Origin of the sequence: Enterococcus sp. AZ089 (genome assembly GCF_050547225.1) — a bacterium.
Classification (GTDB): Bacteria; Bacillota; Bacilli; order Lactobacillales; family Enterococcaceae; genus Enterococcus_D; species Enterococcus_D entomosocium.
The window spans coordinates 1,026,363-1,042,596 of sequence record NZ_CP172954.1 but is presented as its reverse complement, the minus strand read 5'-3'; the positions used below and the strand labels follow the sequence as shown (position 1 = coordinate 1,042,596).

Here is a 16,234-nt window from a genome sequence, read left to right as displayed (position 1 = left end):
ACACATTTTGAACGGATTTTCTCTTTGATCACTAAAAAAACATTTTAAATATGAGAAAGACTAAAAAAGTAAAAACATAATAAAAATGAGATTAGTTATAATACTTAATACAATCAATAGAGCACAAAAAACAGCAACTTGATTAAAATTAAAAGACTTTCGCTGTTTTCATCGAAAAAATCGCATTCTTTCTGTTTATTCTCATCTTCAATAATCATCTCTCATGATTATACTAAACTCAATCTATTGTTCAGTTTCCTATTTCTAGGGAATTCATATCCTAGCTTACTCAATTCCTTTTTTGAAAGTAAATAACGTTCCGTCCCATTTTCAATTATAACTGAATTTTCCAAAAAAATAGCTACAAAACCGCGACATTTTACTCCATTAGCATCCTTCCCAATAATTTCCATACCTATTTCCAATAACATAGAATCTTCAATCTCCTTATAATATAAATCTCAGAAAATACTGATGCTTTAGTTTTTCTTTTCTATACTTTTATAAGTCTATTCAGTCCAAACTAAAAACTGTATTTTTCAATTGTTTTTCAACTACTGTAGTGATTATAGTAATTTATAAAAGATTTTTTTTTCAATTTTTGTATCTCATACACTAATAATCAAAAAAAAAAATAAAGTACACAAGCTCTATTCAGATATTTATCATTTTTCGCAAATTTTTTTATCTCTCTCAATTCTATAAAAAAATCGTACGACTGAATTTTTTATGTATGAAACTATAATTAAAAGAAATTTAGTTAGCGGTAATCCTTCCCCTTAAATACTGAAAATGCTAAAATTAGTTAAGGCAGAAACTTTGTGTAAGAATAAAAAAATTCGGTTTACAAAAAGTTAAATGTGTTGATTTTAAAAGAGTAATTTTAAATGATACTATGAGTTATTTTAATAAATAACGTTTACATATCATATCTATCGAAAGCGAGGACAGACAACTAAATTAATCGTTGATACCCTAATTAATTATTTTGATTTGCACATACAGCTATAACTTCCTGTTTTCCATGAACTCACTCTTCACTTACACATTGAATTCAGCATCATGCTCACTTGCAACATAAACTATCTTTATTTATAAAAATGGTAGTAAGCAATCTTATTCCCTTCCATTAACTTATATGATTCTTAAACTGATTTTAATTCCTAACGTTACAGATGTTCCTTTTTCAAAATTATTTTTTCTTATGATTTATCGACACAAAACAATAAGAGAGGACGAATCAAGATGATAGAATCTTATATTGAGAAAGATATTATGCGTCAGGTTAAATTAACAGAATACTTCTTAGATCTCAAGGAATTGAATATTTCCGAAGTCGCAAAAAAACTAAACGTAAATGCAACCACCATCAAAAGAGATTTTGAAAAATTAAGTGCATTTCTAGAACATCATATATTAAATACATCTATCTCCAGTAAAACTATTTCTATTGAATTTAAAACTGATTCTTCTTACTATACTCTTGTTCGTGAGTTATATAATGAATCTAAATTTTTACGAGTTTGTGCTCGATATTTAATGGGAGAACAAAATTACTTAGACATTGTTGAAAATGAATTTGTTTCTGTTACAAAAGCTTTTCATCTCAAAAAGAAAGTAGAAGAATACTTTATTGCTTCTGGAATTATGGATAAAAAGAAAACTTTTTTGAATCATGAGTTTGAATATCGGTTAGTTATTTTATCAATTTGGATGAGATCAGATTTACTAGATGGATCTGTTGACAAAGATGATATGTCTATCGCAAAAAAGTTAACCAATACAATTTTAAGTAACTTTTTAAATAATCCTGAAATTAATCATAGAGACTACAAGCTACTTCTTCTGGGTACTTATTTATCAGTACATAGAGAGAATAAAAGCAACGTGAGTTCATTTAAGTTACCCATATCTTCAGAGTATTTAAGTAAAATCACTACTTCTAGTTTAACTTTTGAAAAAATCAATTCGATAAATTACAAAATATTAAAGGATTGTGCATTAAATACCGAAGAGATAGTTTTCCTAAGCTTTATTTATAAATCTTTGTCATTAAACACAACAAATTATTTGTTAGTTGAGACCAACTATTTTATAGAACGAAATTTCACTATTGCTACTGATCCTAATATTACACGTTTGATTCGAAAATTAGAATACGAGTTTAGTACATCCCTACTAAACGATATCTCATTTGAAAAACCCTTTTTAACTTTTATAAACTCTCTTTGGAATAATACTCAAAACTTCATTGTTGACAAACATTATTACTTAACAAATGTCCAAATCGATTGTTTAGTAAAAATTAAAAAAGCTTTTAACCAATGGAAAAACGAACTAAATTTGTCCAATATCAAGATTAGTGAGATTTCTTTTGAAAAATTCTGTGTACAAGCAACTGCTTCGCTCTTAAAAGAGTCTACATTAAAAACAATTGTAATCATCGTTGCAAAAGATGAACTTTCTCATGTTATTTACAGAGAAAACCTTAAAAGATGGCTTAATTTAGATTTTAATTCTATTGATGACATCATGTATTATGACATAGATAGTATACCAATTTACATTAAGTCGATGCCTCATATAATAATTTGTGAACGTTCATTATTAGTTAATAAGAAAGAAAATAATCATGATGTGTTTGAAATCTCAATCCCTACAATAAATAAAGATTTAAAAAGGATTCTTTATAATTTAATCGATAGAAAGTTAACATGGAAAGATACCTTATCGCATGAATAAAACAAAATTCAGCTTTCTTAATTAATCCATCTCATTTACTAATTGATTAATTAAAAAAAAGATCTACAGATCTAACAACTAGGCCAACAACAAGTTCGTACCAGATAAATAATTATATTCATGAATGCTCGTTGGAGAAAAACTGATTCTAGGACAACTCAAAGCTTTTTGATAACTTCTAATCTATTTTTCACATTGTCAAGCAAATAATCCACGTATAATCCAGCAATGAATTAAAACAATAAACAACTTTCAAAATACAGAACCGACAAAGCGTCGACGATTGAAGTGATTTGTAAAAAAAACTTAATCACACCTATGGTCTATACAATTCCAATTATCGATATGATCGATCCTTTCATAGCCCCATGATGCAAAAAGGGCTGTCGATGAACGTTAGAATTATGTCAAGCAAATAACAATGGCTTACGAGACCTGCCAGTTTCTCCTCTATCACTTTACACATAGGAATAACCGAATCTTTTTCGATACAATCAACAGCTTAGAATAACGCATCTCACAATTGTTTTGTAAGAAACTGATTTCTTTATTAAATACAAATTAGGGATTCAACATTCTTTAAAAACCAGATATAGTGATGGTGCATTAGAAGAAATAAAGAATAAGATAAAGTGATAAGATAAGCAACCTACAACTATAGAAATCCCCTCTCTTTTCTCTTAAAATATAAGTGCTAAAAATTTCAACAATTTTTATGTTATTCTCCAGTCCTTTTTAAGAAAAAAGGACTGGTTTTTTTATTTACATAAAATTCTCCTATTAAATAATTAATCGTGTATCCACCTTGCACGTTATGCACGTACATATGAAACGATACCCGATCAACTTCTATAATCTGTGCCTCGATACGCATGCCTCTTACCACTAACTCATTTCCCTGAAAATCTGGTGTGACTCGGTAAAGAACATGATTCCCAGTCGTTCTCAGATAATCAGTTACTTTATTCTCATATTCTATCCTTCCAGGGGTATTAAATGATCGTGTCCCTGTCATCAGATTTTTGGGATTGTTATTTTCTCCTGTCAACTGATATCCAATCAAGTGACAACGATTATAAAGATAATCGCCATTCTTCATTTTCTTTTGTTTCCAGCCAGTCGGCTTAATATATAAGCGTTCCCGTTCTCCTGTTGGCATCATGCTTTTATGCAAAAGTGCGCTGGCTACGCCTCTCGATTCAAACGATCCAAATCTGAAAAAATTTGCCAGTTGCCATTTTCTAACGAAAAGTCTTCTTCAGAAAAATTCGGTTGGTTTTGATTCACTATTTCTACTTGTGTATTTAGTAGTTGTTCTTCATCTTGTTTGATTAATGCTTGTTTTATTTCTGATAAGGAAGCTTTTTGAATATCAATTGCTTCACAGTCAGTCCCAATAAAACCAATCAATGCTAGCGCAATAAAAATACTTCGTTTTAATCGTTTCATTTTTTCTCTCCTCCTAAAAAATTGTCTTCTTGTTCCTATCGATTGAACAATTGAATCGCATTTATGGATTCTTCACCTGTTTGTTTCGCAATCAATTTAGACAAAATTTTTTCCAACCATTTTTGATCTGGGACATAATCTAAAAAGTTGCCTATCGTTGTTAATACCAATTCATCACTTGCGAAATCTACCAAGCGAACGCTTTGATAAGGGGGTAAACTTGCAACGTAATTGATAATATTTTCATCTGTATACTCAAAAGAACCCAAATATTGCATGGTTCGTTGATCGTAACTGTCAATGATTTTCATAAAAAATCGCCTCTTCTCTATTTATGGTTCTATACCTGAAGAAATCAGGCATAGAACAAAATTATTTTTCACTTAAAAATGCGGTATAACGACATGTTTAGAATGGTAAGTCACTATCTGAAATTTGAACATCATTTTCAAACGTTGATTGCTCTACTTGATTATTCGTTATCGCTTTTGCTCGTTGCTCATTGACTTCTTTACTCTCTAACAAATAGAAATCTGTCACTAGAACTTCTGTAACATACATTGTCTGCCCTTGCTGATTCTGATAGCTCCTTGTTTGCAGTCGCCCATTAATACCAATCAAACTTCCTTTTCCAGTATATTTTGCTAAAGTTTCCGCAGCTTTTCTCCAGATTGCACAACGAATATAATCTGCTTCACGCTCGCCGTTTGCATTCGTATAATTTCGATTAACAGCTAAAATAAACGTACCTGTCGCGTTGCCATTTGGCGTATACTTTAAATCCACTTCTTTTGTTAAACGTCCTACTAAATTCACTGAATTCATCATGATTTTTTCTCTCCATTCTTATATTGATTATTTTTGAAAGGGGAAACTATCCCCTTAATAATAACTACTTTCATAAACAGCTTGATTTTTATATCTATGAAACGTGTCCCAACTACGATAACCGCATAACATATCAGGATAGCTTTCTGGATCAATCCGTTTTTTTACAATACTGTCTTTGGTTTTTGCTAAAGGATACTCTATAAACTTGTCTTTCATTGGAACAACTTTTCCACTCATGGACGAATAATGCTCGACCATTTTCTTTTGAATAGGCTGAAACCATGCTGTTTTTTCTGTTAGCTTCACAATTTGCCAAAACGTCACGTTCGTTTGTTCGTAGCCCCAACTACTATAAAAAATATCTCCCACTTGATAAGGTGTGTTTTTTTCCATTTTCTTTTTTCCTTCTCCCTTTATTTTTTTACCGTACAAAGAGAATCATTCTCTTTGTACGTCATGTGATTTTTATAAAAAGTTTTCAAGCTTGCCGTTGTTAATTTCCCACTCGTACCATTCGGTAAAATCCTGCGAAAAGCCATTTACGGCATATTTTTCTTGGTCTTGTACTTCTTGTTCGTTCATCGGGTCTAATGCGGTAGGTTTATTGATTGGTCTAGCATAACAACCAATATAGGTTTCAAAATCTCCTTCAAAGCTCCCCTCAATAATCAAACCTCTTTCTTGCAATTCTTTTCTTGCCTGTTCTTTCAGTTGCTCGTTTTTAGTTGTCATGGTTGTTTCTTCCTTTCTTGAATAGAATGTTTTATTTGATTTTTTCGCCACCCCCACCCACCTTTTCGGTAGTGTGTCGGGGGCGCGGGGGTTTGGGGGTGCAACCCCCAAGGTCTTCATTCGGCTCGTTTTTAGACGAAGGCCTGCTTGTTTGATTTTGGGTTTCAGTTGTCAAGGATCAAAGTGGACTTCTGTTTAGAGGCCCTTTTCGTATAGCGGTCGTTCGGCATAACCGGCTCGAAAACATGTTCTGCCAATTGCCAAGGGCGCGCAGCGTGCATTTTACCCTTGGCAATTGGCAGGTTATGTTTTAGGTTATACTCGCCGAATGACTGCTAGACGATTAGGGACTCTCGAACGTCCACTTCTTTGACAACGGATAAATCCAACAAGCTAGTCCTTCCTAAAAACGAGCCGGTTCAGACGCTTGCGTCTGAACTGTGCCAGCTTGCTGGCACAAAAAAAGAACGAAGCTTGTCTTCGTTCTTTCCCTCTTTCAAATGTGAGCGAAGCGAACACCCTCTTTTACAATACTTCAGGCGTAAACTTCACTTTTGGTTTTTCCTCATTTTCAGTTGATTCTTCAAATAAATTCAAACGACTTTGAACAGCGCCATTCGGATAAATTTTTTCTCGTTCTACTGTCCGCCAATTGACTGCTGGATCATTCTCTAATAGTTCTTTTAATCCCTCTTCAAACTCTAAAGCAGAAAAAATATGCAACCGCTCAAACAATTCTTGTTGACTCGCATCTTTTTCAGTTTCACGCTTGAAAAAAATACGCTTAAACGCATGAAGTTCTTCTTGAATTGCGCCACTAGGTGTCACATAAATTAAATGTGATTCAGGACGTGTTCGCAACTCACGAATATATTTCGGAAAAATCGCTTCACGGTAGCGACGACGTGTTTTCAACGTTAGCTCAATTTCAAAGGACCAATTGATCTCATGATTTTCTTTGTCTCGAAAACGAAAAATAAAATCTGGCACAAAAAATTTTCTTCCTTTTGTTTTAGGATTTAAATCTTTCGTTTCATAGACGGTACGTCTTTCTGAAATAATCCGTTTTAAATGTGGGTGGTCTTTTGCCAATTCCATTCCTTTAATCAAATAATTGTTAATTTGTAAATGGTGATTCAAATTATATTCAGGAACTTTCGGCAACGTATAATATCCACCTATACTTTGGTGTCCTTCTTTCGTTAAATAATAATACATTTCTGTTCCATATTTTTTTCGATCGATTAAATTCTTTTTATATAGCTTTCCCAATACTTTATTTAATCCATCTTCCTTTATGTCCAAATCAAATTTCAATAATTGCTCTAACTGTTTTTTTGTTACTACTCTTAATTCATGAAGTAAACATAAAATTGACAGACTAGTACAATTACGAGCAGAATAATCAATAAAATAGCCATGCAATAAATACTTCATATTTCATCACCTTCAACTTAATAATGCTTTCTTGCAAGTTTCTGTTCGAACAAGTCTTCAAGTTTCCTCTACACTTGTTTTACTCCCACTCTCTCGCAAGTTTCTGTTCTGGACAGCCCCAAGAACACTGGGGCGTTGGCCGTGGGGTTGATTCTCCCCCTCTTTCAAAAGAGGCTGAAAGAGGGGGTTAGGGGGGAGTTAGTTTTGAGACCCCAAGATTGGGGTAGGGGTTGATTTTTTCCCTTTTAAATTTTATGCTACTACTATTTTTAGTAGTGTATTCTTTATCTGTTGGCTGTCGGCGCTTGGTATGTTATTCGGAGACTTCCCGCTTAGGTTTTTGACCATTTTTTCTCATAAGTGGCGGTTTTTCCACGTTGAGAGAAAATGGTCAAAAACCTGGAAGTCGGAGAATGCCTTTAATACCAAGCGCCGACAGCCCTCCTCCATCATATAAGTTTGCCTTCTATTTGCCCTTTGTTTGCCCTATATTTGCCTTATACTTGCCCTGAAACGCAAAAAAAAAATAAACGGATTTCAAACAAAATCCATTTAATTTTTACTTGATTTTATCTCAAAATCGATTCAATTCGAGTAAAATCTTCTTCAAATTTCGATTGATTTTCGTTAAATTTCCGAAGCGTTTTTGTTCTAAAAGCAATTGAATTTGCTTCAAAAGAAAAAATAAATTCAATCGAAAAAAGAGGAAACACTTGATAAAATATTATTTTTTCTCAACGTACTTTCTTTCAGATTTCACTAAAAATCAGGAAGAAATTGTTTCAAAGTTTGCTCAAAAAAGAACGTTTTTCTCTCAATTTTTTTGACGTTTCCGTCCTGAACAATAAGAAAAGTTGGCACACTTTTAATACGGTAACGTTGTAAAAACATTTGAAGTGCTTCTTGTCTTGGTTCTTTTCTTGTTTCAATTCGATACACATTTCTAGAGAATTTTTTGTCGTATCTTTCCAAGAAAGATTCCACTTCTTGGCACTTTTTACAATCATTTCTTGCTAGATACACAAAAAATGACGCGTTCGTTTTTTGAAGTGCTAACACTTGTTCCAAGTCACTCTCGATTAGTTTTCCGTTCAATTTGTCATCATTCGCTACAATCTTAAAACAACCAAATAAGAAACAACTGACAATAAGCATCGCAACAATAGCTTTCTTATTTCGCATGTTGTTTCTCCAAATTTGGTTTCCGAATATAGACGACTCGCGGTGGCTCCTGAACATCTTCAGCTGTTCGATACACCACAAATTCTCCTGTTCTCAATGCTCGAATGCGATTCGGATTGAATTTAAAGCGGTCTACGTCTCGTTTCGTACCTCTTTCTCCTGTCCAATCAACCTTTCCCATATCAGAATAGCCTGCTTCTTGTGTCGTCGTTTCTGTTAATTCAATGTCTTCTTCTGTCCCCATTAAATCTGCCCAATAATCAATTTCTGTCGGGTCATTTGTCTTCCCAATAAAGAACGTATTCACATTCCCAATCAACTGTTTTCGAAGGACAGGATCAATTCTATCAATGTCCGCAAGCGTTTGAGGGGCATACGCCGCATGCACCCCAGCACCTCGTCCCTTATTGACTAAATCTATAAGCTTATCATTTAAATAAGAAGCGGGTTCATCAAACACCACTAAGACTTTTGAACGATTAGCTGTTTCTCCTACTTGTCTATACACTTCTGACGCAAAGAAATTAATATCTCCCACAAGCATTTGAGCCAATGTCCGAATAAACTCACTATAAATCAATCCGTTTAACGAGATATAAACAATCTTCCCTTCCCCGACAACTTCTTGAATATCTAATTCTCTTTTTCCTCCAGAAGTATCAAAGAGCTCCCCTAATTCACTATCCAATAACATATTGATATTGGTCTGTAAATTCTCAGAAGTCGCATACAAATAAAACGGGTTCTTCTTATGTTCGTAACGAACAAACAACCGTTTAAACAACGTTTGCTCGATTTCTGTCATGAGAAAAATGTTTTCTTTTAATAATAGGTAATACGTTTCTAAGTCAACGGTTTTACGATCATGTTCAATCATTCGTTCTTCACTTAACTGTTCCACATCGGCAAAATCACGTTCTGTTTTGTCCATCGCTTCATTCTTTTTCGTTTTTTTCTTCGTGGTTTTCTTCTTTTCTACGACCACTTTTTCTTTAAATAAATCTGGATTTTTCAGCTGAATACGATCCGCAAACAAATGTAAGACGTTTCGTGGCAATAAATAATGTTGTAACCAAACTAGATTTCTTTCAATTTTATGGCTCTTTTGGAACTCGTCTAAAAGCTGAATCGTTACCTGTAATAACGCTTTGGCTGCCGTTGAATAATACACGCTTTCTGTTTCTGCTAGATTGGTTAATTTGTCTCGAACGGCAATATCATTGCCATTTTTTACAGGATTATAACGCAAATCGCCTCCGTCCACAAAGACTTCAAACGGGCGATTATATGCCTCTGCCACTTCTTTTAACGCCTGTAAAGTCTCTCCTGCTCCTTTCCCATCGACTAAGATAACTGGGATACGAAACTTACACGCATGTTCTGCTAGTAATTGAATCACCGTCGTTTTTCCTGAACCTGTAGTCGCTGGAATAATCACATGTTGGTTCAATTCACTAAAGTTCATTACATAAGGGAGCCCATACTCATCTGTTCCTAATAGAATCACTTTGGCTAATGAAGCCAGCTGTTTATTCCGCAAGGCAACGTCTTTTATGACAATTGCTACCTGGTACGCTTGCTGATACTCTTCTGTATATTTTTGGGACTCTTGAAATTTATTTTTCCGACGTTCCTTGTATTCTTTGCTGTTTTGGATAGCTGTTTGTCGTTCTTTCTTTGAAACAACCTTTCTTTTTTCAATAAAAGACGCATACGCAATCAAACAACTTCCTGCACCTGTCCCTCCTAAAAGAAGGGCAAAAACTGTTTGTCCATTGAACTGCAACGCATGAGAAAACAAGTTTAATGGAAATAATAAGTAACACGACAAATACCCTCTAGGAAGAACAAAAATAAAACAAAATAGATTTAATAGCGTAAAACCTAACGCAAAAATAAAAAAAAGAGAGCTTCTTCGTTTTAAGAAGCTCTCATACTCAAAGTCATAAATATGTGCACGTGTCTCTTTTTTATCTATCGCAAAGACAATCGCTAAAGGAATACTGCCTACAATAAAAAATGGATATAGACAAACACCTAATAAAGTGACGATAAAATAAAGTTGTTGAAACCGACTTTTTGGCGTTTCTTTTTCTTGTTTTCTTTTGCGATCGACAGAAAACATTTGCTCAAAATGCGTCGGTCGTTTTGGTGCATTCATCATACTATCGATTTCCTCCTATCGTTTTCGTTGTTTCATTTCTCTTCGATAAATCGGTTGTTTTTCTCGTTTTCGTTTCATTTTTGCTTGCGTTGCTCGAAACTCACTCCGTGTCTTCGGTGCTTGTTTTGGTGATTTTGTTTGTTTCATGGTTGAGTATGCTTTAGATACGGTTGAAGGCGCTTTGGTTTGTGCTGTTACTCGATTGACTGCTGACATATGTTCCCGAACCCCCTCTGGACGTCGAACAGATTTCGGTGTGGTAGAACCTGTTGCTCTTGGTACATTCCCTTTTCTTAGTGGTTTTTGTACCGCATGTTTTTGTCCGGCAACTGTCCGGGTTTTCATCGAACTTGTTTTTGTTACGGGAGTAAGTGCCTCCTTCCGACGACGACTTGTTTGTCCCTGACGACGTTTTCGATCGTTCAATTCTGTTCTAGGCGTATGCTTCTGACCATAAGACTTGTGTTTTTGCTTTGGATTCGCTAATGGCACCACCATTGCAGAACCCTGATTGCGATACGGACTACGAGACGCACCTTTTCTACTTCTTTCTCTTAGACTAGGATTGCCTTGCAATTCTCGTTGTAATAAATCGGCTGTTTTTCTTGCCTGTTTCTCCATTGCTGTTCGTTGCATACGTTCTTGACTTTGCTCTTCTGCTTGTTTCGCTTGATCATGCAAGTCTCGTGCTTTTTGTGCCATACGTTCCATACGATTTGGTGCTTTATGACGAGGTTGTTGTGCGGATTCACGCCGAAAAGCACTTCGTGTGGCTTGTTTCGTAGTTTGTGGCATACGAACGTCTGAGCCACCCCCACGTTTTCGATGACGTTCTTGTCTCTTCCGTGCGTTTTCTTTTTCTTTTTGTTTCTGTGCTTTTCTCGCTTCTTTGCGTTCTTTCAACCGTTGTTTGGCGTCCCTTCTCAATTTTGCCTCTGTCCCAAATGGATTTCCCGCAAAAGCTAACGCTCCTCGGACACCTATTCTTCCAGTAAATAAACTGCCTAAAAACCCTCGGAACAAATAAATTCCCAACGGCGCAAACAAATAAACAATGATCAAGAGAATTTTTTTCCATGGATCGTCTTGTGTACTACTTAATTGGAACCCGTAACTAAGAAAAGAAGAAAAAAGGATACATGCAAAACCTGTCATTCCTTTTAAAAACGTCAAAATACCAAAAACTTTAGCATAGTTGCCAAACACATTCATTGTGACAAGAAACAATCCTAAAAAAAGTAAGAACGGCAACATCGGTACTAACAATAGTTGCATAGTTCCAATAATCAATCGAAACATACTTAAGACAAAATAAACAACGGTTTGAATCAAATTTACGACAAAATAAAACAAGGCAAATGCTGTATTTTTCCAACTATTGTAGTATTGTATGTTCTTGTTTTTCAGTTTATCTGCTTCATACTCTGTGACCTTATCATGAATTTTCTCCCCTGTTTTTGTGCCTAAATCATTGTCCAATAAAAGATTGATTCGATCATATTCTTTTCCAGCATATTTGACTTTCTTCTCACGAATTGTGTCTACATTGGTTGTGCCATAATTTAACAACAGATATGGTTCATAGACATTACTATAAAAGACCCGTGCCGCCATCAATTTGCCTGCCGTTTCCACTTTTTTATCCGCTGTTACCTCTTCTGTTTCTTTTGTTTCATAATTTGTTTCTTCTTCAGGTGTTAACACTGGATTGACCTTCACGAACGCCGTTTCCACTGTAGAATCTAAAGAAAAAAGAACATCAAAAAGATTCTTATTTGTCCCAGAATCTTTTAATACGCTTAACCCAGTAAAAATAAGAATCGTCATAAGAAACACGCGAAGTGCTTGTTTCATTCGAGCCTCTCCGGCATATTTGATTGCCATCATAATTGCTGAAAAACTGATTCCAATAGTTCCTGCAATACTTAACATATTGTCCGCAATTTTTTGTGTTAAGTTTTGAATAGGGGCTCGAATGGCGGAAATAATATCTAATTCAAAGAGAAATTCAACCATTGAGGCATTGAATTCTCCTAACATTTTTACGCCACTCCAAACAAAATTTTTCATCACTCCTGCAACATTGTACGATAGCTTTTTTTTAAGGTTCATTGACTCATAGTCATTGGTCATCAATTCAAACGAATTCTTTTTGTAATTTTTATACAATTGATCCACATCAGTCGTTACTTCTTTTACTTCTACTTTATCGTTGGCATTCTCTCCTTCAGAACGATCGGTTTCAGTGACACCCACACCATCGTTCATTTGATCGGCAGAAACAGTAGCCCCTTGTAGACAGAAAAAAAGACCCCCCAATAAAAGGAGCGTCCACCATTTCAGAGATTTTTTTCGCAAAAAAACCACCTCTTTTTTGTTTTATCGTTGTTTTTCATTTTCTAACATTGCTTGAATTTTTTCATCTTGATTTTCAGTAGAAGAAACAGCCAATAACCAACTATCAAACAACACATCAATGGCAATCGGTTGATTTCTTCCCAAATGATCCTGGAACAAACAAGTGCCTGTTTGTAATTGTTCCATCATTTCTAAATTGGCTGAATTCACTTCCATATCAAAGAAGGACAATAGTTTCTCTCGTGCTTCTTTTTGTTTCGGACGAAACGCAAATTTGTAAGAAATTAACTCTTTTTTATCTTCTTGATCGTAATCTTTAAACGCTTGTATAACAAGGTAAATATCCGTATTATTCGCACGTCCTTTTCGCAAGCTATCATCAATCAAATAGCTTCCTTGTGCGGTATCTTCATACCCTTTTGCCTCGTCATAAATAATCGCAGCGTCTTCTTCTTTGTTTGTAGAAAAAATATACGTAAACTTCATAATGACTTCCATAATCGCCATTCCTGCAAGTTGTTCGCTATTTAGTCGACCCGAGTCAATCTCTTTTTGAGTCGGAATGCGTATTCCTTGCGTCCCTAACACGTTGATTTGTGAATCAAAACGTATCGGCGTACTGTGCTCATTCCCAATGAGAATCTTTCCTAAACCAACGCTATGCCCTAAAATCAATTTAGCTAATTCTTCGTCACTTTTTCGAATTTCTTCGATAACTTGACTTAACGAATGCTTACCTGGCATGGTGTAAACTACATCGATAGCGTCTTGGATCACTGTCTTTTTGTGGCTCGCTGTTTCTCGATTGGTATCTACTTCTCCTAACATTCCTAACACATTTTTAGCGGTTTGAATGGCCTCTTCTTTTGGTAAAAACAATAGAGGATCAAGCATCCCTCGACAGCTTTCATCTGAAGATAACGAAATAAAATTAATTCGTTCATACATAGCTACAAATTCGGGAATATGTCCAAACTTTTCCAGTGCCTTTAAAAAGAACTTTTGCGTCTCATTTTTCGGATCAATGTAGAGAACTTTTTGTCCTAAAAACATCAACCACAAAAAGATATATTTTACAAGGACTGATTTTCCTTGCCCTGGTGGACCAATAATCAACGTATTTCCATTGGTATGAACGGCTCCTTCAATACTTTTCTTTGTCAGATTAGGAAAAAACCATACCAGTTTACTAGATAACGCTAACGCTTCTTTCGCAGATTTAAACTTTTTTGCAATAACAATCCGTCCTAAAGGAAATCCTTTCTTATTTCCTACTTCTTTCTTTAAGTCCAAGCCATAATCTGCCACAAAGCCTGTCGTAGCGACCTGCTCGTAACTTCTAAAACGTTGCGTACTTCCAATTAAGCATTGATTAAACAGTGTCAATTGATCCGCTACCGATCGATAAAATTTAAAATCTGTAGACTCAATCGCAAATTCAATATCTTTGACTCGTTCTTCCAATTCTTCTTTTGAAGAAGCGGATACAACCAGCGTGACGGTAGAATAACACAATCGTTTTTCTTTGCGCTTCAGCTTATCTTTTAAATCCATTAATCGCTCTGTGCCAAAATTTAACACATCATCGGAATCTAAAATGCCGTCAACGGTCTCATATTCTTTTTCTTGTTCATAAATCCGTCCTGCCATTTTATTAATTTTTCGTTCGTCAGATTTTTGGTGCTCAAATCGAAGACGAACATGTGTATCAATTGGAAAAGATAAGCTATCTTGAAGATTTTGAATAAAACTACTGCCATACATGGCTAAAGGAGCCTCCGTTTGACTTAAAAACGTCGAATAATGCGTTTGATTCAACTGTTCAATCGCAATGTATCCTGCTTCATTCGAAATGACGCCCTCGCAAATTTCCATTGGCGTAAGCTGTCTTTCAGGTATTTTTTCTTCTGATCGATGGAAAAAATAATAATAAATCTGTCCAATCTCTTGGGCAGATAAACGCTCAATATGCTTATAATTGGACAATTCGGCATAGAGTTCCTTTTCTAATTTTTCATACGTTGGTAACACACTACTTACAGGAACCCGTTGCCCCGTAATACGATAGATAAACTTTTTAAAAACGTACTTAAGCAATTGAAAATATTCGATCGGATCAGATACTTTCATTTCTGTAGTGAAACGCACAAACAGATACGTCCTGTACTCGTTTAATTGCACTTCGTCTTTTAAAATCTTTCCTGCCTGTTCAAAGTACACTTTTCCAAGATCTGCGCATTCTCCCTTTACCAAATCTCGAATGGTTTCTTCAATGTGCGTATCTAGGTTAAATTGACGTGGAATATTGATAAAATGATAGTCATATTCATCATGTCCAAGTATGCCTTCGCCATCTTGAAGATAGTTCTTGAAAAAATCAATGTCATTTAAAGGAAATACTTGGGAAGAAAGTTGATAGCCTACCCACACCTCATCATTTTTGGTCAAGACAAAATTTCGGATGATTGTTTCTATCGGAAATTCTAATCGAGGAAGCTTCGTTTTTTTCTTTTTGAACTGCCAAATCCCGATAATAAAGACGACCAAAAGAAACAAAAACGCCATTTATTCGACTCACTCCTTCCATTTGTGTAGGGAATACGTCACTTTTTCATGAAAAAATGGCACATACAGTTCATGTTCAAAGCGTTGTTTCCGTTTCTGATAATAGGACGTTCGCCCAATTAAATACTCAAAAAAGTGTTTATTGTCCCATTTCATTGAAAACAATGTCCAAACGAGAACACCAATCCCAAAAAGCATAATCAACCAGGACTTTCGAAACAGTGTCTGTAAGAAACTAATTTGATTCACATAAGCAATCAAAAATAGGATCAAAAGAATGAAGAGAAATACCCCACCTATGACTAATTGTTCCATGCGAATGCCATTAGAAATCCAGGGAATTTTTTGTCCTTTAATCCCGTAAATTTTGTGAGGGTGCTTAAACTCCTTTGTATAGTTGTATTCCATGTTCACTTCGCCTCCTTTTTACAAAAAAAGAAGCGACCAGAAGTTCTAATCTTCTGATCGCTTTTGCAGTTTGTCTTTTTCTTATGATAATTGTATCCAGGGCACAATCATTTGCGTTACCCCCACGTTCTCTTCACTATCCTTAATAAAGATAATGTCCTTTAACCATTCACCAATATCAACGGCATTCGATAACAATAAGACGAGCATTATCAAAATAAAGACGCCAATAATGGCAAACGCTGCCCGCGCAAAGCCTTGGGTCGCATAAGCACCAACCATTAGAACAATCGCAACGATTGCCAATAGCCAAATGACTTGTCCAGATACATCATCAAATAGCGATTTAAGATCAAAAAGTTTCAT

15 protein-coding genes are annotated in these 16,234 nt (G+C 35.1%); 1 reads left to right on the top strand and 14 read right to left on the bottom strand.

The window, feature by feature from the left end; genetic code table 11:
• Positions 1-227: 227 nt before the first annotated feature.
• Positions 228-431 (bottom strand): hypothetical protein, encoded by a 204-nt coding sequence (locus IGJ01_RS04760; RefSeq protein WP_430601474.1) that lies wholly within the window; start codon positions 429-431, stop codon positions 228-230.
• Positions 432-1,245: 814 nt separating this feature from the next.
• Between IGJ01_RS04760 and IGJ01_RS04755 the strand changes: the two genes are divergently transcribed.
• The gene (locus IGJ01_RS04755) at positions 1,246-2,742 is read left to right on the top strand and encodes a helix-turn-helix domain-containing protein (protein WP_430601473.1); all 1,497 of its coding nucleotides are present in this window, start codon (positions 1,246-1,248) and stop codon (positions 2,740-2,742) included.
• Positions 2,743-3,460: 718 nt separating this feature from the next.
• Here the strand turns inward: IGJ01_RS04755 and IGJ01_RS04750 are convergent.
• The 13 genes from IGJ01_RS04750 to IGJ01_RS04690 all read right to left on the bottom strand — a co-directional run bounded on the left by IGJ01_RS04750 (position 3,461) and on the right by IGJ01_RS04690 (position 16,234).
• The gene (locus IGJ01_RS04750; RefSeq protein ID WP_430601472.1) at positions 3,461-3,901 is read right to left on the bottom strand and encodes a DNA/RNA non-specific endonuclease; all 441 of its coding nucleotides are present in this window, start codon (positions 3,899-3,901) and stop codon (positions 3,461-3,463) included.
• A gap of 26 nt (positions 3,902-3,927) precedes the next feature.
• Positions 3,928-4,191: a hypothetical protein gene (locus tag IGJ01_RS04745; protein WP_430601471.1), complete on the bottom strand. Its 264-nt coding sequence runs from the start codon at positions 4,189-4,191 to the stop codon at positions 3,928-3,930.
• A gap of 35 nt (positions 4,192-4,226) precedes the next feature.
• Positions 4,227-4,502 (bottom strand): hypothetical protein, encoded by a 276-nt coding sequence (locus IGJ01_RS04740; RefSeq protein ID WP_430601470.1) that lies wholly within the window; start codon positions 4,500-4,502, stop codon positions 4,227-4,229.
• Between the two features lie 97 nt (positions 4,503-4,599).
• On the bottom strand, positions 4,600-5,019 hold the full coding sequence (ssb, locus tag IGJ01_RS04735) for a single-stranded DNA-binding protein (protein WP_430601469.1): 420 nt from the start codon (positions 5,017-5,019) through the stop codon (positions 4,600-4,602).
• Positions 5,020-5,073: 54 nt separating this feature from the next.
• The gene (locus tag IGJ01_RS04730) at positions 5,074-5,454 is read right to left on the bottom strand and encodes a hypothetical protein (protein ID WP_430601468.1); all 381 of its coding nucleotides are present in this window, start codon (positions 5,452-5,454) and stop codon (positions 5,074-5,076) included.
• Between the two features lie 33 nt (positions 5,455-5,487).
• Complete coding sequence (locus IGJ01_RS04725) at positions 5,488-5,754, bottom strand: hypothetical protein (RefSeq protein ID WP_430601623.1); 267 nt, start codon at positions 5,752-5,754, stop codon at positions 5,488-5,490.
• Between the two features lie 525 nt (positions 5,755-6,279).
• The gene (locus IGJ01_RS04720; RefSeq protein WP_430601467.1) at positions 6,280-7,191 is read right to left on the bottom strand and encodes a replication-relaxation family protein; all 912 of its coding nucleotides are present in this window, start codon (positions 7,189-7,191) and stop codon (positions 6,280-6,282) included.
• Between the two features lie 759 nt (positions 7,192-7,950).
• Positions 7,951-8,373 carry a thioredoxin family protein gene (locus tag IGJ01_RS04715; protein ID WP_430601466.1) on the bottom strand — a complete coding sequence of 141 codons (423 nt, stop codon included), beginning with the start codon at positions 8,371-8,373 and terminating at the stop codon, positions 7,951-7,953.
• Positions 8,363-10,537, bottom strand: coding sequence for a type IV secretory system conjugative DNA transfer family protein (locus IGJ01_RS04710; protein WP_430601465.1), 2,175 nt, complete (start codon positions 10,535-10,537; stop codon positions 8,363-8,365). Before IGJ01_RS04710 ends, IGJ01_RS04715 begins: the two co-directional genes overlap by 11 nt.
• 15 nt (positions 10,538-10,552) lie before the next feature.
• Positions 10,553-12,904: a CD3337/EF1877 family mobilome membrane protein gene (locus IGJ01_RS04705; protein WP_430601464.1), complete on the bottom strand. Its 2,352-nt coding sequence runs from the start codon at positions 12,902-12,904 to the stop codon at positions 10,553-10,555.
• Between the two features lie 12 nt (positions 12,905-12,916).
• Entirely contained in the window at positions 12,917-15,460 is a 2,544-nt protein-coding gene (locus IGJ01_RS04700) for an ATP-binding protein (protein WP_430601463.1), read from the bottom strand.
• Between the two features lie 9 nt (positions 15,461-15,469).
• Positions 15,470-15,868, bottom strand: coding sequence for a TcpE family conjugal transfer membrane protein (locus tag IGJ01_RS04695; RefSeq protein WP_430601462.1), 399 nt, complete (start codon positions 15,866-15,868; stop codon positions 15,470-15,472).
• A gap of 81 nt (positions 15,869-15,949) precedes the next feature.
• The gene (locus IGJ01_RS04690; RefSeq protein ID WP_079158031.1) at positions 15,950-16,234 is read right to left on the bottom strand and encodes a hypothetical protein; all 285 of its coding nucleotides are present in this window, start codon (positions 16,232-16,234) and stop codon (positions 15,950-15,952) included.